We start from the raw sequence: 19,842 nt of genomic DNA on the forward strand, positions 1-19,842 counted from the left end.
CGGGAGGGGCGGCCGGCGTCCGGCCGCCCCTCCGTGCGGCCCCCGGTCGCGGCGGCCGGCGGGCTCAGTCCACGCCCCGCTGCCGCACCGCCGACCCCGATCTGCCCTTGACGACCTCCAGCTGGGCGTGGATCCGCCGCCGCAGGTCGGCGACGTGGCTCACGATGCCGACGCTGCGGTCGCGCTCGCGCAGGGAGTCGAGCACGTCGAGGACCTCGTCGAGGGTCTGGTCGTCGAGGCTGCCGAACCCCTCGTCGATGAAGAGCGTGTCCAGACGCACCCCGCCGGCCTCGTCGGTGACGACGTCCGCGAGGCCGAGCGCGAGGGCGAGGGAGGCGAAGAAGGTCTCGCCTCCGGACAGGGTCGCGGTGTCCCGCTCCCGTCCGGTCCAGGCGTCGACGACGTGCAGACCGAGACCGCTGCGGCCGCGTCCGGCCCGGTCGTCGGAGTGCACCAGGGTGTAGCGGCCGGACGACATCCGCCGCAGCCGAACGGTCGCGGCGGCGGCCACCTGTTCCAGGCGGGCCGCGAGGACGTACGACTCCAGTCGCATCTTGCGCTCGTTGTCGGCCGCGGTGCCGGCGGTGAGGGAGGCCAGCCGGGCCACCCGGTCGTACTCCTCGCGCAGCGGGGCCAGCCGTCGCGTCCCCGCGGCGGCCTGCCGGGAGAGCCGGTCGAGTTCGGCGCAGCGCCGGGCGGCGGCGTCCCGCACGGAGGCGGCCTCCCGCAGGCGCCGGGCGGCGGCAGCGGCGGCGCCTTCGGCCCCGGCGAGGTCGGCGGGCGGCTGCTGGGCGGCGGCCGCGGTGTCGGCCTCGGCGAGGACGGCGCGTACGGCGGCCTCCTCCGACTGCCGGGCGTCCAGGCGCCGTTGCAGTTCGCGGTGGGCCGCGTCGTCGAGGAGGGCGGCCGCCGCGGCCCGCGGGGTGTCGAAGCCGGCCCGGAAGGCGGCCTCGGCGAGCCGCCCGTCGGCGTCCTTGAGCCGCTCGGCGCTCTCCTCCGCGGCTCGGGCCGCGTCGGCGGCGTCGGTGAGCAGCGCCGTCCGCCGCTCCAGGTGCGCGGCGCGCTCGGCCACGCTGCCGGCGCCGCCCCTGGCCTGCGCCAGCTCCTCCTCCAGCGCGGCCTCCTCGCGGTCCAGGGCGTCCCTGCGGGTCAGCCGTGCGGCAGACCGGACCTCGGCCTGCCGGCGGTCGGCCAGCCGCCGCTCGCGTTCCTGCTCGGCGGCGCGCAGCTCCTCGCGCGCCGGGTGCAGCGCGGAGGCGTCCCGGCGGGCCTCGGCGAACTGCCGCTCCAGCTCCTCGGCTTCCTCGGCGAGCCGGACGGCCGGCGTGTCACCGGCCTCGGCGGTGGCGGCGGCCAGCGCCTCCCGTACGACGCCCAGGCGCCGTTCGTCCTCGGCGCGCCGCTCGTCGGCCTCCTGGTGGGCGGCCAGCGCCCGTTCCTCCGCCTCGCGGTCGACGTGCCCGGCGACCTTGCGGGCGGGCGCGGGGTGGGCGGTGGCGCCGCAGACGGCGCAGGGTTCGCCGTCGACGAGGTTTCCGGCCAGTTCGGCGGCGATGCCGTTGAGGCGCTGTTCCTTCAGCTCCAGCCAGTGTGCCTTGGCCCGCAGGGCGCGCTCCCCGGAGGCGTGGGCCCGCCGCCGGGCGTCGTCGGTGTCCCCGGCGAGCCGGTCGCGCAGGCGGGCGGCCTTCAGACGGGCCTGCGCGGGCTCGCGGCGCACGGCGAGCTGCTCGGCGCGGGTGGCCGCCTCCTGGGCGGATTCGATACGGGCCTGGAGTCCCGCGCGGGTGGTGTCCCATGCGGCGAGCCAGGTCCCGGACTCCTGGAGCACGTCCTCGTCGGCGCGTTCCTGCCGGTCGGCGTCGGCCCGTTCGGCCACGAGGTCGGTGAGGCGGCGCTCGGCGCGGCGGGCCGACTCCAGCCCGCCCAGCTCCTCGGCGGCCCGGCGGGCCGCGGCCGCGAGTCCGGCCGCGCCCTCGCCCGCGAGCCGCTCCGGCAGCAGGGCCCGCGCGCGTGCCTCGGCGGCGGCCGCCCGCCGGTGCTCGGTCTCGGCGGCCTCCCGCAGCTCCAGCGCGGGCGCCACCTTCTCGGCCTTGCGGCCGCGCTCCATCCGGGTCTGCGCCTCGCGGTGGGCGTCGGCCCGCTCCTCGAGACGCGCGGCGCCCTCCCGCGCCTGAGCGAACCGCCGCTGCAGCCGCGCCACCTCGCGTTCGGTGTCCAGGGCGCGCTCGGCGGCGGACTGCGCGGACTCGGCGGCGGCGAGCCGGCTGTGGGCGACCGTCAGCTGTTCGCGGGCGGTGCTGCGGGCGACGGCCGCCGCGGTCAGGACGGCCTCGGCCAGGCCGGGCTCGCCCGGCGCCAGCTCCGGCAGTTCCATGGCGTCGCCCGCCGCCTGCTGCATGCGGTGCGCGTCGGCGAGCAGGGCCGTGTCGCCCTCGCGCACCTGCGCCTCGGTGGCGCGCCGGCGCTCGGCGAGACGCTTCTCCACCTCGGCGAAGCGGTGGGTGTCGAACAGCCGGCCGAGGAGTCGGCCGCGGGCCTCGGCGTCGGCGCGCAGGAAGCGGGCGAAGTCGCCCTGCGGCAGCAGCACCACCTGGCAGAACTGCTCCCGGCTCATCCCGAGCAGCTGCGTGATCTCCTCGCCGATCTCCTGGTGGGAGCGACTGAGGTCCTTCCACGTCCCGCCCGCGGGGTCGTACTCGCGCAGCAGGCTCTGGGCCTTGTCGAGCGTGGTGCCGGTGCCGCGCTTCTTGGGGCGCTCCCAGGGCGGCTGGCGGGTCAGCTCCAGCCGGCGTCCGGCGACGGTCAGTTCGAGGGTGACCTCGGTGCGGGTGGCCGGCGCCGCGTGGTCGCTGCGCAGCGTCGTGCCCTGCCCGCTCTGCCGGGCGCCCGGCACGGACCCGTACAGCGCGTAGCAGACGGCGTCCAGCACGGAGGTCTTGCCGGCGCCGGTGGGGCCGTGCAGCAGGAACAGCCCGGCGGCGGACAGCGCGTCGAAGTCGACGGTCTGCGCGCCCCCGAAGGGGCCGAAGGCGGTGATGTCGAGCCGGTGGAGCCTCACCGGGCCACCTCCCGCGCCGTCGCGTCCGCGCGCACCGCGTCGAAGGCCTCGCGCAGCACCGCGCGTTCGTGCTCGTCGGGGCCGGTGCCCCGGACGTGGGCCACGAAGTCCTCCGCGATCTCCCGGTCGCCGCGTCCGGCGAGCCGGCGGGCGTAGGAGACGTCGGGGTCGTCCGGGGCGCGTTCGGGGTCGAAGACGAGGCTGAGGGTGTGCGGGAAGCGCTCGGTGAGGCGTGCCATGGGCTCGGCCGGGCGGACCGGGTCGGTGAGGGTCGCCTCGACCCACGCCTCCCGGTGTCCGGCGAGGCCGGGGTCGGCGAGCAGGTCCTCCAGCGTGCCCCGGATCCGGGCCAGCGCCCGCGGGACCGGGCAGTCGACCCGCTCGGCGGTGACGGAGCCGTCGGCGTCGAGGTCGACGAGCCACATGGTCTTGCGGTGACCGGCCTCCGAGAAGGAGTAGGGCAGCGGGGAGCCCGAGTAGCGGACGCGCTCAGTGATGGTCTGGCAGCCGTGCAGATGGCCGAGGGCCGCGTAGCCGACGCCGTCGAAGACGCCCGCGGGCACCGCCGCCACCCCGCCGACGGTGATGTCCCGCTCGCTGTCGCTGGCCTCGCCTCCGGTGACGAAGGCGTGCGCGAGGACGACGGACCGCGTGCCGGGCGCGCGGGCGGCGAGGTCGTCACGGACCCGGTCCATGGCGGCGGCGAGGACCGCCTCGTGGGCCGCCTTCTCCACCCCGAACTCGTCCTTGACCAGGGCCGGTTCGAGGTACGGAAGCCCGTAGAAGGCCACGTCCCCGAAGGCGTCCGCGAGGACCACGGGGGTGGCGCACGCCGACGGCTCGGTCCGCAGGTGGATGCCCGCGCGGTCGATCAGCCCGGCACCGACGCCGAGGCGGCGGCCCGAGTCGTGGTTGCCGGAGATCATCACCGTGGGCACGTCCAGCTCCGCGAGCCGGTGCAGCGCGTCGTCGAACAGTTCGACCGCGGCCAGCGGGGGCACCGCGCGGTCGTACACGTCTCCCGACACGACCACCGCGTCGACGCCGCGCTCGCGCACGGTCGTGACGAGGTGCGCTATGAACGCGGCCTGGGCGTCGAGCATGTTCACCCGGTGGAACGCCCGGCCCAGGTGCCAGTCGGAAGTGTGCAGCAGCCTCATGATCCTCGAAGACTAACGGCCGGGTCTGACATCACGGGCGGTTACTCCCGTATCGGCCCGCCATGAGCCGTACGAGCCCTACGAGCCGTACACATACGCCCGTTGTGACCGATTCGCCCGGTCTGTCATATGTCTCCGTAGGCCTCCCCGCCCGGTTCGAAGCCGGCCGTCCCGGCGGTGACGTCGGCCAGCCAGGCGCGGAAGGCGTCCACGTCGGCGTCCGGCAGGCCGATCTCGAGGGTGACCGCCTCGCCGTAGCGCACGTCCCGCACCGCGCGGCCGGTCGCCCGCAGGTCGTTCTGCAGCTTGCCGGCTCGCTGGTGGTCGACGGTCACCGTGGCCAGCCGGAAGCGGCGCCGGGTGACCGTGCCGAGTGTGTCCAGGGCCTCGCCGACCGCTCCGCCGTAGGCGCGGATGAGTCCGCCCGCGCCGAGTTTGACGCCGCCGTAGTAGCGGGTGACGACGGCGACGACGTACCGCATGTCGCGGCGCAGCAGCATCTGGAGCATGGGCACGCCCGCGGTCCCGCCGGGCTCGCCGTCGTCGCTGGCCTTCTGCACCGAGGCGTCGGCGCCAATGACGTACGCCCAGCAGTTGTGGGTGGCGTCGGCGTGCTCCTTGCGTACGGCGGCGACGAAGTCCTGGGCCTCCCGCTCGGTGGCCGCCGGGGCGAGGGCGCACAGGAAGCGGGAACGGTTGATCTCGGTCTCGTGCACGCCCGCGCGGGCGACGGTGCGGTACTCGTCCTGCATCCGGCCAGCCTATGCGCAGCCGGCGTCAGCCCCCGCCGCAGGTGCGAGGGCCCGGCCGGGGGACACCCGCCGGTCGTGCGCGCACGCGGGCCGGCCTCGTCCGGCCGCCTGTGGCGGTGCCTCGGCGCCCGGGCGCGGCCCGGCGCGGCCGGGCCGCGGCATCAGTGCTTCGCGCCCCGGGGGACGGTCAGGTCGGTGAGCAGGGTGGCGCCGGGGGCGAGCGCCCGCCAGCCGGCGCCGTGCCAGGCCAGTACGGCGAGGGCCGAGGTCGGGAACTTCGCCCGGAGCCGGTCGAGGGTGTCGTCGAGGCCGTCCCCGGCCAGGTCGAGGACCAGTTCCTCCAGGCCCGGGTTGTGCCCGATCAGCAGCAGGGTGCCGACTTCGGGGGGCGTCTCGCGCACGGCCGTCAGAAGGGCGGGCACGTCGGCGGCGTAGAGTCGCCGGTCGAACCGCACCGGGGGCGGTGTGCCCCACTGGGCGGAGGCCAGGTCCCAGGTCTGGCGGGCGCGCCGGGCGGTGGAGCACAGCGCGAGGTCCGGCAGCCAGTCGGCCTCGGCGAGCGCGCGGCCGGCGGCGGACGCGTCCCGGCGTCCGCGGGGCGCCAGCGGCCGCTCGTGGTCGGCGACACCCGCGGGCCAGGCGGACTTGGCGTGCCGCAGCACCACCAGGCGGCGCAGCGGCCGCCCTTTCCCACGAGCGCTCACGGCATGCTCCCCAGGTCGCGGGTGAGGTCGAGGCCCAGAAGGCGGTCCGCGTAGGCATACGTCTCGAAGCGGGCGCCGTCCGCGAGGTCCGGCCGGGTCTCCACCCATTCCAGCACGCGCAGCACGGCCGGCACGTCCAGGTCGTCCTCCCAGGCCCCGCGCAGCCGCCCGCGCACCTCTTCGGGGATCGGCCGCGAGGGCCGCATCGCCCAGGCGGCGACCGCGCGGCGCCAGCGGGCGACGGTGCGGCGGGCGTCGTCCAGCGCGTCCGCGTCGAGCCGCAGCGGCAACTCGCGGCGGCGGGCGAGCAGCGCCAGGCGCAGCACGGCGGCATCGCCGGCGGCCGCGGGGGCGACCGTCACCTCGGCATCGACGGGCGCGACCGCGATCCGCACGCCGTCGGCCGCGGCGCCGTCCTCCTTGACGACATGGACGACCTGCGCCTCGCCCAGCGCGGCGCCGAGGTCGCGGCTGTCCTCGAAGGGCCGGATGCCGAGGGCCGCGGCGGCGGCGCGCAGCTCCGCCTGCTCCCGGTCGCCGGTCAGCAGCGTCCACACCGGCGTGCCGCCCAGCTCCAGGGCGCGGACGAGGAGGTCGGCGACCAGCAGCACGCGCAGCCCCGAGGCGTCGAAGCCCGACGCGTGCGCCTCGACACGGGTCAGGCCGCGGCGGGCGGGGGCGGCTTCCACGGGCTCGCCTGTTCGGGCGTCGATGATGCGCAGCACGGCCCGAGCGTAGGCGTGCCGGGGGCCGCGCGCAGGTATGTCGCGCCCTGTCCGGACATGTTGGCGGGTTTCCACCCGGCCCGGGGCGGTACGAAAGCACCAGCGCGCCCTCTCCGCGCGGGGCGGCGCGCGGAGGCCGCCGGGCGGGGAATCGCCCGGCGGCGCCCACTGTTGACCGGTCGGCGGCTCCGCCCGGGAGCGGCCGACGGCGTTCGAGACCGACCGAGACCGAGGAGACCCGTGGTGCACGGCGACGCAGCGACGATCCGCACGATCCTGACCGAACTCGGCGACACCTGGGCCGTGGTGGGCCTGTCGTCGAACCGCGACCGCGCCGCGTACGGCGTCGCCGAGGTGCTGCAGCGGTTCGGCAAGCGGATCGTACCCGTGCACCCGAAGGCGGAGACCGTGCACGGCGAGCCCGGCTACGCCCGGCTGGCGGACATCCCCTTCCCGGTGGACGTCGTCGACGTCTTCGTCAACAGCGAGCTGGCGGGGCCGGTGGCCGACGAGGCGGTCGCGGTGGGCGCCCGGGCGGTCTGGTTCCAGCTCGGCGTGGTCGACGACGCGGCGCTCGCGCGCACGCGCGCGGCGGGACTCTACATGGTCATGGACCGCTGTCCGGCGATCGAAATTCCGCGCCTGCCGTGACCTGTGTCACTCTCTTCTCACATAGCGCGACTGAATAGAAACATTCCGCCACATAGCTTGACCTGTGTAAAGGCCGCACAAAGGAAGTCCCCATGGGAGAGCAAATTTCGAAGTATGGCCTTCTGTGAAGCGGGTTCGATTCCTAATCTGAGCCGCCGTTGAGTGTTAATTCGGTGACCAGATAGTGAGAGGCCCCTTGACATGGTGAACCTGGACCATGCCGCCCCCGACGTCACGCGGCACAAACCCGGCCTGCGACGCGACGTCGGCCTGATCGGACTGATGTGGGCCTCGGTGGGCTCCATCATCGGCTCCGGCTGGCTCTACGGCGCCAAGAGCGCTGTGATGACGGCGGGCCCCGCGGCGATCATCTCGTGGTTGATCGGCGCTGTCGCAATCGTCCTGCTCGCCCTGGTACATGCCGAACTCGGCGGCATGTTCCCGGTCGCGGGCGGCACGGCCCGCTACCCGCACTACGCCTTCGGCGGCCTGGCCGGCATGTCCTTCGGCTGGTTCTCCTGGCTGCAGGCGGCGACCGTCGCCCCCATCGAGGTCGAGGCCATGATCGGCTACGCCGGTCACTGGGACTTCGCGAAGGGCTTCCTCAACCACGACAGCACTCTGACGACCAGTGGCCTGATCGTCGCGATCGCGCTGATGGCCGTCTTCGTCGCGGTCAACTTCCTGGGTGTGAAGGTCCTCGCGCACACCAACAGCGCGGCCACCTGGTGGAAGATCGCCGTGCCCCTGGCCACGATCTTCGTCGTCGCGGTGGGCCACTTCCACGGAGGCAACTTCACCTCCCACGGGTTCGCCCCGTTCGGCGCCAAGGGCGTACTGAGCGCCATCAGCACCAGCGGCATCATCTTCGCCCTGCTCGGCTTCGAGCAGGCGATCCAGCTCGCCGGCGAGAGCCGCGACCCCAAGCGTGACCTGCCGCGCGCGACCCTCGGCTCGGTCGCGATCGGCGCGATCATCTACGTCCTGCTCCAGGTCGTGTTCATCGGCGCGCTCCCGCTCAGCACCTTCGCGCACGGCTGGGCCAACCTCAATTTCCCCGGCATCGACGGCCCGTGGGCGGGTCTGACCACCCTCGTGGGTCTGGGCTGGCTCAGCGTCGTGCTGTACCTCGACGCCGTGGTCTCCCCCGGCGGCACCGGCCTGATCTACACCACCGCCACCTCTCGCGTCTCCTTCGGACTCGCCAAGAACGGCTACGCCCCGAAGCTGTTCGAGAAGGTCGACGCGCGCGGTGTTCCGTGGTTCGGCCTGATCCTGTCCTTCCTCACCGGCATCATCTGCTTCCTGCCCTTCCCGAGCTGGCAGAAGCTGGTCGGATTCATCACCTCGGCGAGCGTCCTGATGTACGCGGGCGCGCCGCTGGCCTACGGCGTCTTCAGCGACAAGCTGCCGAACCACGAGCGCCCCTACCGCCTGCCCGCCGGCAAGGTCATCGCCCCCCTGTCCTTCGTCGTCGCCAACCTGATCATCTACTGGGCCACCTGGGACATCCTCTGGCGGCTCGGTGTGGCGATCCTCCTCGGCTACCTGCTTCTCGGCGGCTACGCCCTCTACGCCCAGCGCAAGGGTCTGCCCGACGCGCCCCGGATGGACTTCAAGGCAGCACAGTGGCTTCCGGCCTACCTCCTGGGCATCGGTGTGATCTCCTGGCAGGGCGGTTTCGGCGGCCAGGGCAACATCCCGCTCTGGTGGGACATCGCGGTCGTCTCCGCCTTCTCCCTCGGCATCTACTACTGGGCACGTGCCGTCTCCTCGCGCCCCGACGAGATCCAGCGCAGCATCGACGAGATCGTGGTCGTGGACGTACCCACGCACTGACCTCCGCCGCGCCCCGACAGCACATCCGTCCGTCAGCCACGGCCTTCGCCGTGGCTGACGGCTTTTCAGCACCTCCCGTGGCCCTGAGCTCCCTTCGTCCGCACCCGGTCCACCGGCTCCCGAGGTTTGTGGCATGAGCGCACCAAAGATCACTCACATACTGGTCAAGGACACGCTCAGACCCCATGATCCCTACATAAGATGATCAATGTTGACCTGAAAACGGGTGGAACAACTCAACATCATCGGAGAACCGAATCCACATGAAGACCAAGGGATTGCGGGCGTCCGTGCCTGCCCTGCTCGTGCCGCTCCTGGCCTCGACGTTCGTGGCCGTCGGCGCCGGTGCCGCGTCCGCGTCGGCCCAGGAGTGCGCGACTCACCAGCTGACGCGCGAGGAGTCGAACACGATCTGCCTCAACGTCCAGGGCAAGGGCCTGACGGTCAAGTCGATCTACGGGCGGTACATGGGCATCTGGGGCAGGCCCAAGCTGACGCTGTACATCAACGGCAAGCTGGCCTCCAGCCAGAAGGCTCCCAAGTCCAGGGACGACTGGGGCGTCGATTTCCCGAAGAAGCTCGACAAGAAGTACGCCAACGGGACCACCATGAAGATCTGCCTGAGCGAGGTCTCGGGCGACATCCCCGCCAAGAGCCTGTGCACCACGCCCATCAAGATCCACTCGTGATCGGATCCGGACCCGCATGACCCCGACGTGTCCCGTCGGTCGCGGCACCCAGTCGTGGCTGACGGGACACCGTCATAATGCTCGGGTGACGCACACCTCCCCCCACCCCGACTCCCCTTCCCCGCAACGCCGTTCGGTGGTCGTCGTCGGTGCGGGCCCCGCGGGCCTGACCGTCGGCAACATCCTGCGGGCCGCCTCGGTCGACTGCGTGATCCTGGAGACCGAGACCCGCCGCTTCATCGAACAACGGCCCCGTGCCGGGTTCGTCGAGGAGTGGGCCGTGCGCGGGCTCGAACAGCGCGGCCTGGCGAAGAACCTGACGGAGCGGGCCCTGCGGCACAGCGCCTGCGAGTTCCGCTTCGAGGACCGCTCCCACCACTTCGACTACGCCGAGCTGACCGGCCATCAGCACTTCGTCTACCCGCAGCCCATGCTGGTGACGGACCTCGTGCGCGAGTACGCCGACGTCCGCGGCGGCGACATCCGCTTCGGCGTGCGGGACATCAGGCTGCACGACACGGAGACCGACCGGCCCTCGGTGTCCTACCTGTGCCCCGAGACCGGCGAACGCCAAGTGCTGCACTGCGACTTCGTCGCCGGGTGCGACGGAGCGCGCGGGGTGACCCGGTCGGCGCTGCCGCCGGAGCGCACCCGCCTCGCACGGCACGACTACGGCATCGGCTGGCTGGCGCTGCTCGCCGAGGCGCCGCCGTCCTCCGACCGCGTGCTGTTCGGCGTGCACCCGCGCGGGTTCGCCGGGCAGATGCCCCGCGGCCCCGAGGTCACCCGCTACTACCTCCAGATCCCCGCCGGGGACGACCCGGAGAACTGGCCGCACGAGCGGGTCTGGGCCGAGCTGCGGCAGCGGCTCGCGGCGGCGGACGCACCCCCGCTCGCCGAGGGGCGGCTGCTGGAGAAGCGCGTCCTCGACATGCACGACTACGTCGTCGAGCCCATGGCGTCCGGCCGGCTCTTCCTGGCCGGCGACGCGGCCCACCTCACCGCCCCCATCGCGGCCAAGGGCATGAACCTCGCCCTGCACGACGCCTTCCTGCTCGGCGACGCCCTCGCCGCCCGCCTCACCGAGGACGACGGCGCGGGCCTGGAGGACTACTCGCGTGCCTGTCTGCGGCGCGTGTGGGACTACCAGGAGTTCTCCCAGTGGCTCTCCGACGTGTACCACGGCGCCGGGTCGGGCGACCCGTACCGCGCGGGCACCACGCTCGCCCGGCTGCGCCGGCTGTTCACCTCCCCCGCCGCCGCGGCCTCCTTCGCGGAGCAGTACCTCGGCACCGCCGCCCGCTTCTGAGGGACCGGACCCGCACCGAGGGAGCGACACCCGGCGGTACGGCCGTCCGCCCTCGGGCGGGCTCAGTCGTGCACGGGCCGGTCGCCGATGCGGTGGTCCGCGACGCTGAGCGCCTCGTCGACCAGGCGGCGCAGATGGCCGTCGCGCAGGGAGTAGACCACCCGGCGCCCCTCCTTGCGGGTGGTCACCAGTCCCGCCAGGCGCAGCCGCGCCAGGTGCTGGCTGACCGCGGGCCGCGCGGCACCGCACACCTCCGTGAGCGTCGTGACGTCCGCCTCCCCGCCCGTCAACGCGTGCAGCAGGACGAGCCGCGTACGGTCGCCGAGCAGGGCCAGCAGTTCCGCGGCGAGCGTGAACTGCTCCTCGCCCGGGTGGTGCGGGTGCGCATGATGCGCAGGTGATAGGTGCATGCGTGCGCTCATACGCACATAATGGCGTCAGGGACGCCGAGCGTCCACTGTCCGCGCACCGGAAGGGGAACCACGTGAGCGACCGGCACCACCACGAGCACGGCGACGACCACGAGCACGGCGACGACCAGGCGCACGGCGGCCACGGCGGTCATGGTCGCGGGCGGGACGAACGCGGCCACAGCCACGCCCGCACCCCCGAGCACGGTCACGCGCACGGACATCACCGCGGGCACGAGCACGGACATGACCACGGCCCGGCCTCCGTCTCCCTCCGGCACCGCCTCGCGCACCTGTTCACCCCCCACTCCCACGAGACCGCCGACAAGCTCGACTCCGCGCTGGAGTCCTCGGCACGGGGAATGCGGGCCCTGTGGATCTCGCTCGCGGTGCTCGGTGCCACGGCCGTGGTGCAGGCCCTGGTGGTGGTCGCCTCCGGTTCCGTGGCGCTGCTCGGCGACACGGTGCACAACGCCGCGGACGCCCTGACCGCCGTACCGCTCGGCATCGCGTTCGTGGTGGGCCGTCGCGCGGCGACCCGCCGCTTCACCTACGGCTACGGCCGCGCCGAGGATCTGGCCGGCCTGGTGATCGTGCTGACGATCGCCGCGTCGGCGGTGTTCGCGGCCTGGGCGGCCGTCGAACGGCTCCTCGATCCGCGCCCGGTCCAGCACCTGCCCGCCGTGGCCGCGGCCGCCCTGGTCGGCTTCGCGGGCAACGAGTGGGTGGCGCGTCACCGCATCCGCGTGGGGCGCGCGATCGGCTCGGCCGCGCTGGTCGCCGACGGCCTGCACGCGCGCACGGACGGCTTCACGTCACTGGCCGTGCTCCTCGGCGCGGGCGGCTCGGCGCTCGGGTGGCATCTCGCCGACCCGCTGGTGGGTCTGGCCATCACGGCCGCGATCGCGCTGGTGCTGCGGGACGCCGCGCGTGAGGTGTTCCGCCGCATGATGGACGCGGTCGACCCCGCCCTCGTGGACCGGGCCGAGCGGGCACTGTGCGAGGTGCCCGGTGTGCGCGGGGTCGGCGAGCTGCGGCTGCGCTGGATCGGTCACCGGCTGCGGGCGGAGGTGGCGGTCGTCGTGGACGGCGATACGACGGTGCGCCAGGCACACGACGTGGCCGTCGAGGCCGAGCACGCCCTGCTGCACGCCGTGCCGAGGCTCACCGCGGCCCTGGTGCACGCCGACCCGGCACCGGCCCCGGGCGCCGGCGACCCGCACCGGGCCCTGGCCCACCACACGGCGACCTGAGCCGGTCCACCCCGGGCCCGGGCCCGCCGGGCCCCGGCCTGGCCGCGTCCCGGCCGTGGTCCGGCGGCGCGGTCAGGTTCCGAGCCCCTCCAGCACCACGGCCCCCGGCAGTTCCGCGAACGCCTTGCCCGGTACCAGCAGCTTGCCGCGGCGCCGTCCGCTGCCGACCAGGACGTACGGCAGGTCGACGACGGCCGGGTCGACCAGGAGCGGCCAGCCCTCGGGCAGCCCGAGGGGGGTGATGCCGCCGTACTCCATGCCGGTCAGCCCCGTGGCCACGTCCATCGCGGCGAACGAGGCCTTGCGGGCGTCCAGTCGGCGGCGCACGACGCCGTTGACGTCGACTCGGGTGGTGGACAGCACGACACACGCGGCCATGCGGGTCTCGGCGCCCCGCCGTCCGGAGACCACCACGCAGTTCGCGGAGCGCTCCAGCAGGTCCTGCCCGTAGTGCTCGACCAACACGGCGGTGTCGGCCCACCGGGGGTCCGTGTCGACGTGGACGATCTGCTCGGCGGGGACGCTGCCGCGCCAGTGGCGGACGGCGTCGGCGACCGGGCGGGGCAGCTCGTCGAGGCGGTCGGGAGCGGGGGCGGCGTGGTCGAAGTTCCCGAGGGGAGCGCGCATGACCGCACGCTAACAGCACGGCGGGACGGGCCGGCCGCGCGTCTCAGTGCACGGGCGGGACCGACACCGTCATCACCATGCCCACCGGCCCGGCACCCGTGTTGGCGTACGTGTGCGGGGTGTTCGCCTCGAAGGAGGCGCTCGCGCCCTCCGGCACGCGGTACTCCACTCCGTCGACCGTGAGCGTCAGCTCCCCGGCGGTGACATGGACCAGTTCGACCGTGCCCGCCGGGTGCGGGTCGGAGGGGCTGCCCTCACCCGGCATCAGGCGCCACTCCCACATCTCCAGCGGGCCGGGCGCCTCGACGCCCGCGAGCAGCCGGTTGTAGCTGCCGGCGTCGGTGTGCCACAGCCGGACGGCCTGGTCGGCGGGGACGATGCGGACCTTCGGGCCCTGCTCGTAGTCGAGCAGGGTGGTGATGCTGACCCCCAGCGCGTCCCCGATCTTGACGACCGTGCCGAGGCTGGGGTTGGTGCGGGCCTGCTCGATCTGGATGAGCATGCCGCGGCTGACTCCGGCGCGTGCGGCGAGCGTGTCCAGGGTGAAGCCGCGCTCGGTGCGCCAGCGCTTGACGTTCCGCGCCAGGGACTGGGTCAGCAGGTCGAGGTCCGACACATTCCGTCCAATATCATGGATGACAGAGTTCACTGCATTGAACTACGGTGGGGTGCACCCGATCGTTCACCGAACTGTACTGCGAGGCACGTCGTGACAGCATTCTTCGCCCTGGCCACCAGCCTCCTGTGGGGGCTGGCCGACTTCGGCGGCGGCCTGCTCACCCGGCGCAGCCCGGCGCTCACGGTCGTCGTGGTCTCCCAGACGATCGCGGCGGTGGTCCTCGGCGCGATCGTGTTCGCCACCGGCGGCTGGAGCGAGGCCGGTCCGCGGCTGTGGTTCGCGGTCGCCGCGGGCCTGGCCGGGCCGGTGGCGATGCTCTCCTTCTACAAGGCGCTGGCCCTCGGCCCGATGGGCGTGGTCTCGCCGCTCGCGACGCTGAGCGTGGCCGTTCCCGTCGGGGTCGGCCTGGTGCTCGGCGAGCGGCCCGCCCTGGTGCAGGTCGCGGGGATCGCGGTGGCCGTCGCGGGCGTCGTGCTGGCGGGCGGCCCGCAGCTCGGGGGTGCCGCCGTGGAGCGGCGGACGATCGGGCTGACGCTGGTCGCCGCGCTCGGCTTCGGCACGGTGTTCGCGCTGATCGCCGAGGCGTCCACCACGGTCACCGGACTCTTCCTGGCGCTGTTCGTGCAGCGCGTGACGAACGTCGCCGCCGGGGGCGCGGCACTGTGGCTCTCCACCCGGCGGGGCGCCCCCGCGCTGCCGGAGGGCGGCTTCCCCTGGTCCTCGCTCCCGGCGCTGGCCTTCGTCGGCCTCGCCGACGTCGCGGCCAACGGCACCTACTCGGTGGCCGCCCAGCACGGCCCGGTCACCGTGGCCGCGGTCCTCGCCTCCCTCTACCCGGTGGTCACCGCCCTGGCCGCCCGCGGCTTCCTCAGCGAGCGCCTGCGCGCGATCCAGGCGGCGGGCGCGGGCCTGGCCCTGGTGGGGACGCTGCTGCTGGCGACGGGCTAGGAGGCTTCGCCTGGATCAGCCCGGGTCCGCGACGCCCGGCACGGCACCTCGCCGCGTCGTCGGACCACCCGAGTACATCCAGTACGCGGGCGATCCTCCGCTTTGCGATGCCCCCCCCCACAGCCTGAACGGCGTGGGAGGTGCCCCCACCGGACGCCGCGGCCTGATCCGACCTGATCCAAACGCCCCCCTGGGTCAGCCCTCGGCCTCGGCCTCCGCGAGCCGGGGTCCCGGCTGCGCGGCCGGCGCGGCGAGCCCTGCGGCCGCCGCCTCGTCGAGGGCGGCCAGCCGGGCCACACTCTCCTCGTCCAGATCCGCCAGCGCGGCGAGCTGCTCCGGGGTGACGTCCTCCGGAATCGGCTTCGGGGCCGGCGTCCGCAGCGGCGGCTGCCATCCCTCGGCGGACGTCCAGCGTCGTACGACCCGGGCGGGCGCCCCGGCGACGACCGCGTGGTCGGGCACCTCGCCCCGGACCACGGCGCCGGCCGCCACCACCACGTTCCGCCCGATCCGCGCCCCCGGCAGGATCACCGCGCCGGTGCCGATCCAGCACCCGGGGCCGATCTCCACGGGCTCCATCCGGGGCCACTGCCTGCCGATGGGCTGGTGCGGATCGTCGTAGGAGTGGTTGGTGGAGGTGACGTAGACGTACGGCCCGAAGTAGCAGTCGTTGCCGATGCTGACCGTCGTGTCCGCGATGACGTGGCTGCCGCGGCCGAGGACCACGCCGTCGCCGATGCGCAGGATGGGGTCCGGGCCGAGGTCGAGATCGGGCATCAGGCCGGCGGTCAGGGTGACCTGTTCGGCGATGATGCAGTAGGAGCCGAGGTGGATCCAGGGCTCACCGAAGACCGTGCCGAGCGGGAAGGCGAGTCCGGTACCCGTTCCTATCGCGCCGAAGCGCAGCCGGCCGGGGTGTTCGGCCGAGACCGAGCCCGCGCGCCGCACCCAGGCCCAGCCCGCGTGGACGGCGCGCTGCGCGAGGCGGCGCCGCCATGATGAGAACGTGTTCTTGCGCTTGGGCACCCGCTCACGGTACTCAGCGAGGGCCGCGCCCATGAGACCGGACGCCTGTGATCTTCGCCCCACCGGGTGACGTACGGTGCGGGTACATCCAGGAGGACCGGACTAGGGAGAGGACCGGGATGACGCACGAGGCGCTGATCGCGGGCATCGGCGGCAGGGAGCCGCAGGTCGATCGGGGGGCGTTCGTGGCGCCCACGGCCGCGGTGATCGGTGACGTGGCGCTCGGCGCGGGCGCGAGCGTCTGGTACGGCGCGGTGCTGCGCGGCGACGTCGAGCGGATCGCCGTCGGCGCGAGCAGCAACGTGCAGGACAACTGCACCCTGCACGCCGACCCGGGTTTCCCCGTCAGCGTCGGCGAGCGCGTCTCGATCGGGCACAACGCCGTGGTGCACGGCGCGACCGTCGAGGACGACTGCCTGATCGGCATGGGGGCGACGGTGCTCAACGGCGCGGTGATCGGCGCCGGGTCGCTGGTGGCCGCGCAGGCGCTGGTCCCGCAGGGGATGACGGTGCCGCCGGGGTCGCTCGTCGCGGGGGTCCCGGCCAAGGTCCGGCGCGAGCTGACGGAGGAGGAGCGCCAGGGGATCACCCTGAACGGCACGATGTACGCGGAGCTGGCCAAGGCGCATCGCGACGTGCACGCGTAGGGGGGCGCCCGCGCGAGGTCTCGGGCTCCGGCCGGTGTGCGGGGAGCGGAGGAGACGCGCGTACCCGGGGGGCGGAGAGGGCCCCGCGCGGGCTTCACCCGTGCGGCTTCACCCGTGCGGGCTTCACTCCCCGGCGGGAACCGGCTCCGGTTCCTCGGCCGTCCGCGGGGCGGCCTGTGCCTGCTTCGCCCTGCGCTTGAGCACCAGCATCGAGGTGAGCCCGATGAGCACGGCCGCCACCAGACCCAGCCAGGAGAACTTCTTCAGCCAGGACTCGGCGACCACGCCGACGTAGTAGATGACGGCGGTGGTCCCGCCGGCCCAGCAGATGCCGCCGAGGACGTTGGCGACGAGGAACTTCCAGTACGGCATCCGCAGCACACCCGCGAGCGGGCCGGCGAAAATACGCAGCAGGGCGACGAACCGGCCGAAGAAGACGGCCCACATGCCCCACTTCTCGAAGGACCGCTCGGCGGTGGCGACGTGCCCCTCGCTGAAGTGCCGGGGGAACTTCCTCCCCAGCCAGGCGAGCAGCGGCCTGCCGCCCTTGCGGCCGATGGCGTAGCCGATGGAGTCGCCGACCACGGCGCCGACGGTGGCGCAGGCGCCGAGAACGACCGGGTCGATGCCCGCGTGCTGGGAGGACATGAGCGCGGCGGAGACCAGCACGATCTCGCCCGGCAGCGGGATGCCCAGGCTCTCCAGACCGATGACCAGGCCCACCACTGCGTAGACGGCGGCCGCGGGTACCGTGTCGAGCCATTCCTGGACGTGCACCGCCGGTTCCTCCCCGATTTCGCGTCCGTGCGTGCTTCCGTGCTTCCCGGGGGCGCCCGCAAGGACGCGCCCCCGGGAAGCCTACCCGCTCGACCCGAACCGGGAGGCGTCCACGAGCGGCGCCCGGTTCCGTCGGCAGGTTCGGTCAGGAGCCGGCCCGGGGCGGCTCCCACGGCCCCGGTGGCAGGTCAGCCGCCGGCCGGCGGCCCTACGAGCAGGCCGGTTCCCGGAACGACGACGAGCTGCCGGCCGGACACGGTGGCGTGCGGGCCGGGGGTGGTGTGGTCGTCGGTCCGGCCCCCGACGGCGAGCGCGGTCGCGAGCAGGACGAGGGACGCGAGGCCGACACCGGCGGCGACGGACGCCCGGTGCCTGCGCACCCTCTCGTCCACGTCGTCCGGCGGGGTGCGGTGGCGGCCGCCGGGCGCGCCCCGGACCCGCCCGGCGGCCCACGGCCCGCCCGGGGAGGCGGCGCGGGCCTGCCGGGAGCCGAGGTAGCGGCGGGCTCCCCAGCCGAGCACGCTCTCGGCGAGCAGGAGCGGCAGGCCGTCCTCGCACAGGCCGAGCTGCTCGGCGCCGTGGCGGCAGTGGCGGCACTCCCTCAGGTGCCGTCGGACGTCGGGCAGCAGAGCCCCGCCGCGGCGCGCGGGGGCCTCGAGGAGACGGTTGTGGAAACGGCATTCCCGGGTGGGCGCGAGTTCCCGGTGGGCGCGCACGCAGCTCGCCCGGAATTGCTCGCGGGCCCGCTCCAGCGTGACCGTCGCGGTATCGGTGTCCATCGCCAGCAGACCGGCCGGTACGGTTATGGGTTCGCCCTCGACCTCGGTGTGCCACAACAGGCATTGGGAGGCTCCGGGAAGGGCCTGGAATGCCCACGCGGCGAGTTGCCGCTTTTCGGACGTCATGGACCTGGCCGCACGCAGTCCACGACCGCCGGTGGGCCTGCACAGTTCCGGCAGGACGACACATGCGGCGTCGTCGGCGGCCCACGCGCGGACGGTGTCCCGGACGGCGACGAGGAGCTGGGGGCGCAGGGCGCCGCCGACCGCTCCGCCGGCCAGCCGCCGCAGCACCCGGTGGTAGGCGGCGGTGGCCACCATCGTCGCCGAACTTCCGGAGCCGGCAAGGCAGATGACCGCGTAATCGTGAGCCGCCCGCCAGTGCCGGGCGAGCAGCAGGGCGACGGCGTGGTGGCCGCCGTCCGTGTCCCGCAGCCGGGAGACGAGAGCGCGGTCGGACTCCCCCGGAACCAGGCCGGGGTGGGGTGGATGAGGAGGACGTGGGGGGTGGGGATATTGCACGAAAGCATTTCCTTCCAAGACGCAGGACGGGCATGCGCAATGCGCGTCCACTGGAAAGCAGGTGCCTGATTGGTGCGTACCTGACCGGAAAACGGGGCCGGCCGTCGCCTTTCCCGATTCCCGACGGGGACGCTCACCCTCGCACAAGCGATCGCGCCCAACAAGAAGGACGAAAGGCGGCGCCGCGAAGGGCGGAAAATGAACGGCGTCGCCCGGCACATCCCCACCCGCATTCGCCGAATCCGTCGCAACGGCGTCACCTTGTGCCGCCCGGCGGCGGACGGCACACGAAATCTCCCACTCCCCGCTCACAGCCCGCCCCTACGTTCCACCCGGCTCGCTCTCATCCCGGTGGACCAGCATGGGCCGCATGATCACCCCCCGGCACCTCGCCCCCGTCCTCCTCTCCGTACGCGTCCGCGGCCGCTGCCGCCCGCGCCGTGCGCAAGGCCGTCGTCCCGGCCGCCGGGCTCGGCACCCGGTTCCTGCCCGCCACCAAGGCGACCCCGAAGGAGATGCTGCCGGTCGTGGACAAGCCGGCCGTCCAGTACGTCGTCGAGGAGGCCGCGGCGGCCGGGCTCGACGACATCCTGATGATCACCGGGCGGCACAAGCGGGCCGTCGAGGACCACTTCGACCACGCCGTGGAACTGGAACAGGCGCTGGCGGCCAAGGGGGACACCGCGCGGCTCGACGCCGTGCGCGCCCCGGCGCGCCTCGCGGCCGTCCACCACGTCCGGCAGCGCGAGCCGCTCGGTCTCGGCCACGCCGTCCTGTGCGGCCGCCGCCACGTGGGCGACCAGCCGTTCGCCGTGCTCCTGGGCGACGACCCGATCGACCCGCGCGAGTCCCTGCTGAGCCGGATGATGGAGGTCCGCGACCGGTACGCGGGCAGCGTGGTCGCCCTGATGGAGGTCGATCCGGCACAGATCCACCTCTACGGCTGCGCGGCCGTCGAACCGACCGGCGAGGAGGGCGTCGTACGCGTCACCGGCCTGGTGGAGAAGCCCGCACGCGAGGAGGCGCCCAGCGCCTGCGCGGTCGTCGGGCGCTACGTCCTCGACCCCGGCGTCTTCGACGTCCTGGAACGCACGCCGCCCGGCCGCGGCGGCGAGATCCAGCTGACCGACGCCCTGCGGGAACTCGCCGCGCGGGGCACCGAGCACGGGGTCGTCTTCACCGGGTCGCGCTACGACACCGGCGACCGGGCCGACTATCTGCGCACCGTGGTCAGGCTCGCCTGCGACCGGCCCGACCTGGGGCCCGAGTTCGTGGCCTGGCTCAAGGAGTTCGTGGCGGAACTCGGCCCGGCCGGCACCGGAACCGGGCCCGCCGCGCGCGGGGGCG

Annotated in this window: 18 protein-coding genes and 1 pseudogene; 8 read left to right on the forward strand and 11 right to left on the reverse strand. The window is 74.0% G+C overall.

The window, feature by feature from the left end; translation table 11 throughout:
* Positions 1-64: 64 nt before the first annotated feature.
* The 5 genes from ACIQ9G_RS22870 to ACIQ9G_RS22890 all read right to left on the reverse strand — a co-directional run bounded on the left by ACIQ9G_RS22870 (position 65) and on the right by ACIQ9G_RS22890 (position 6,438).
* Positions 65-3,058 carry an AAA family ATPase gene (locus ACIQ9G_RS22870; protein ID WP_403612459.1) on the reverse strand — a complete coding sequence of 998 codons (2,994 nt, stop codon included), beginning with the start codon at positions 3,056-3,058 and terminating at the stop codon, positions 65-67.
* Positions 3,055-4,218 carry an exonuclease SbcCD subunit D gene (locus tag ACIQ9G_RS22875; RefSeq protein ID WP_403612461.1) on the reverse strand — a complete coding sequence of 388 codons (1,164 nt, stop codon included), beginning with the start codon at positions 4,216-4,218 and terminating at the stop codon, positions 3,055-3,057. The genes ACIQ9G_RS22870 and ACIQ9G_RS22875 overlap by 4 nt, the downstream gene beginning before the upstream one ends.
* Positions 4,219-4,343: 125 nt before the next feature.
* Positions 4,344-4,970: a YigZ family protein gene (locus ACIQ9G_RS22880; protein ID WP_403612464.1), complete on the reverse strand. Its 627-nt coding sequence runs from the start codon at positions 4,968-4,970 to the stop codon at positions 4,344-4,346.
* 161 nt (positions 4,971-5,131) lie between these two features.
* Positions 5,132-5,674 (reverse strand): SixA phosphatase family protein, encoded by a 543-nt coding sequence (locus tag ACIQ9G_RS22885; RefSeq protein WP_403612466.1) that lies wholly within the window; start codon positions 5,672-5,674, stop codon positions 5,132-5,134.
* Positions 5,671-6,438, reverse strand: coding sequence for a hypothetical protein (locus tag ACIQ9G_RS22890; RefSeq protein WP_403612653.1), 768 nt, complete (start codon positions 6,436-6,438; stop codon positions 5,671-5,673). The genes ACIQ9G_RS22885 and ACIQ9G_RS22890 overlap by 4 nt, the downstream gene beginning before the upstream one ends.
* A gap of 204 nt (positions 6,439-6,642) precedes the next feature.
* Between ACIQ9G_RS22890 and ACIQ9G_RS22895 the strand changes: the two genes are divergently transcribed.
* The 4 genes from ACIQ9G_RS22895 (at position 6,643) to ACIQ9G_RS22910 (ending at position 10,887) form a co-directional block, all read left to right on the forward strand.
* A complete protein-coding gene (locus ACIQ9G_RS22895) occupies positions 6,643-7,050 on the forward strand; it encodes a CoA-binding protein (RefSeq protein ID WP_403612468.1) in 408 nt (135 codons plus the stop codon).
* 201 nt (positions 7,051-7,251) lie between these two features.
* The gene (locus ACIQ9G_RS22900; RefSeq protein WP_403612471.1) at positions 7,252-8,889 is read left to right on the forward strand and encodes an APC family permease; all 1,638 of its coding nucleotides are present in this window, start codon (positions 7,252-7,254) and stop codon (positions 8,887-8,889) included.
* A 263-nt stretch (positions 8,890-9,152) separates the two neighbouring features.
* Positions 9,153-9,578 carry a hypothetical protein gene (locus ACIQ9G_RS22905; RefSeq protein WP_403612473.1) on the forward strand — a complete coding sequence of 142 codons (426 nt, stop codon included), beginning with the start codon at positions 9,153-9,155 and terminating at the stop codon, positions 9,576-9,578.
* 85 nt (positions 9,579-9,663) lie between these two features.
* The gene (locus tag ACIQ9G_RS22910) at positions 9,664-10,887 is read left to right on the forward strand and encodes a 4-hydroxybenzoate 3-monooxygenase (protein WP_403612475.1); all 1,224 of its coding nucleotides are present in this window, start codon (positions 9,664-9,666) and stop codon (positions 10,885-10,887) included.
* Positions 10,888-10,949: 62 nt separating this feature from the next.
* Here the strand turns inward: ACIQ9G_RS22910 and ACIQ9G_RS22915 are convergent, their stop codons facing one another.
* Positions 10,950-11,309 (reverse strand): ArsR/SmtB family transcription factor, encoded by a 360-nt coding sequence (locus ACIQ9G_RS22915; protein ID WP_403612478.1) that lies wholly within the window; start codon positions 11,307-11,309, stop codon positions 10,950-10,952.
* 62 nt (positions 11,310-11,371) lie between these two features.
* Between ACIQ9G_RS22915 and ACIQ9G_RS22920 the strand changes: the two genes are divergently transcribed.
* The gene (locus ACIQ9G_RS22920; RefSeq protein ID WP_403612480.1) at positions 11,372-12,550 is read left to right on the forward strand and encodes a cation diffusion facilitator family transporter; all 1,179 of its coding nucleotides are present in this window, start codon (positions 11,372-11,374) and stop codon (positions 12,548-12,550) included.
* 72 nt (positions 12,551-12,622) lie between these two features.
* Here ACIQ9G_RS22920 and ACIQ9G_RS22925 read toward each other — a convergent pair whose 3' ends face one another.
* Entirely contained in the window at positions 12,623-13,177 is a 555-nt protein-coding gene (locus ACIQ9G_RS22925; protein ID WP_403612482.1) for a YbaK/EbsC family protein, read from the reverse strand.
* Positions 13,178-13,220: 43 nt separating this feature from the next.
* Positions 13,221-13,793, reverse strand: coding sequence for a helix-turn-helix domain-containing protein (locus tag ACIQ9G_RS22930; RefSeq protein WP_403612485.1), 573 nt, complete (start codon positions 13,791-13,793; stop codon positions 13,221-13,223).
* A 93-nt stretch (positions 13,794-13,886) separates the two neighbouring features.
* Here ACIQ9G_RS22930 and ACIQ9G_RS22935 point away from each other — a divergent pair, with 93 nt between their 5' ends.
* Complete coding sequence (locus ACIQ9G_RS22935) at positions 13,887-14,744, forward strand: EamA family transporter (protein ID WP_403612487.1); 858 nt, start codon at positions 13,887-13,889, stop codon at positions 14,742-14,744.
* A 195-nt stretch (positions 14,745-14,939) separates the two neighbouring features.
* Here the strand turns inward: ACIQ9G_RS22935 and ACIQ9G_RS22940 are convergent, their stop codons facing one another.
* Positions 14,940-15,770, reverse strand: coding sequence for an acyltransferase (locus ACIQ9G_RS22940; protein ID WP_403612489.1), 831 nt, complete (start codon positions 15,768-15,770; stop codon positions 14,940-14,942).
* 119 nt (positions 15,771-15,889) lie between these two features.
* Between ACIQ9G_RS22940 and ACIQ9G_RS22945 the strand changes: the two genes are divergently transcribed.
* The gene (locus tag ACIQ9G_RS22945) at positions 15,890-16,417 is read left to right on the forward strand and encodes a gamma carbonic anhydrase family protein (RefSeq protein WP_403612491.1); all 528 of its coding nucleotides are present in this window, start codon (positions 15,890-15,892) and stop codon (positions 16,415-16,417) included.
* 123 nt (positions 16,418-16,540) lie between these two features.
* Here ACIQ9G_RS22945 and ACIQ9G_RS22950 read toward each other — a convergent pair whose 3' ends face one another.
* Together ACIQ9G_RS22950 and ACIQ9G_RS22955 are read right to left on the reverse strand one after the other, a co-directional pair.
* Positions 16,541-17,194 (reverse strand): DedA family protein, encoded by a 654-nt coding sequence (locus ACIQ9G_RS22950; protein WP_403612494.1) that lies wholly within the window; start codon positions 17,192-17,194, stop codon positions 16,541-16,543.
* A gap of 188 nt (positions 17,195-17,382) precedes the next feature.
* Complete coding sequence (locus ACIQ9G_RS22955; protein ID WP_403612496.1) at positions 17,383-18,495, reverse strand: hypothetical protein; 1,113 nt, start codon at positions 18,493-18,495, stop codon at positions 17,383-17,385.
* 440 nt (positions 18,496-18,935) lie between these two features.
* On the opposite strand from ACIQ9G_RS22955, the pseudogene galU reads away from it, so the two are divergent.
* Positions 18,936-19,832, forward strand: a pseudogene (gene galU / locus ACIQ9G_RS22960) (UTP--glucose-1-phosphate uridylyltransferase GalU); the annotation flags it as partial.
* Positions 19,833-19,842 lie beyond the last annotated feature (10 nt).

Source organism: Streptomyces sp. NPDC096152, assembly GCF_044763235.1.
Classification (GTDB): Bacteria; Actinomycetota; Actinomycetes; order Streptomycetales; family Streptomycetaceae; genus Streptomyces.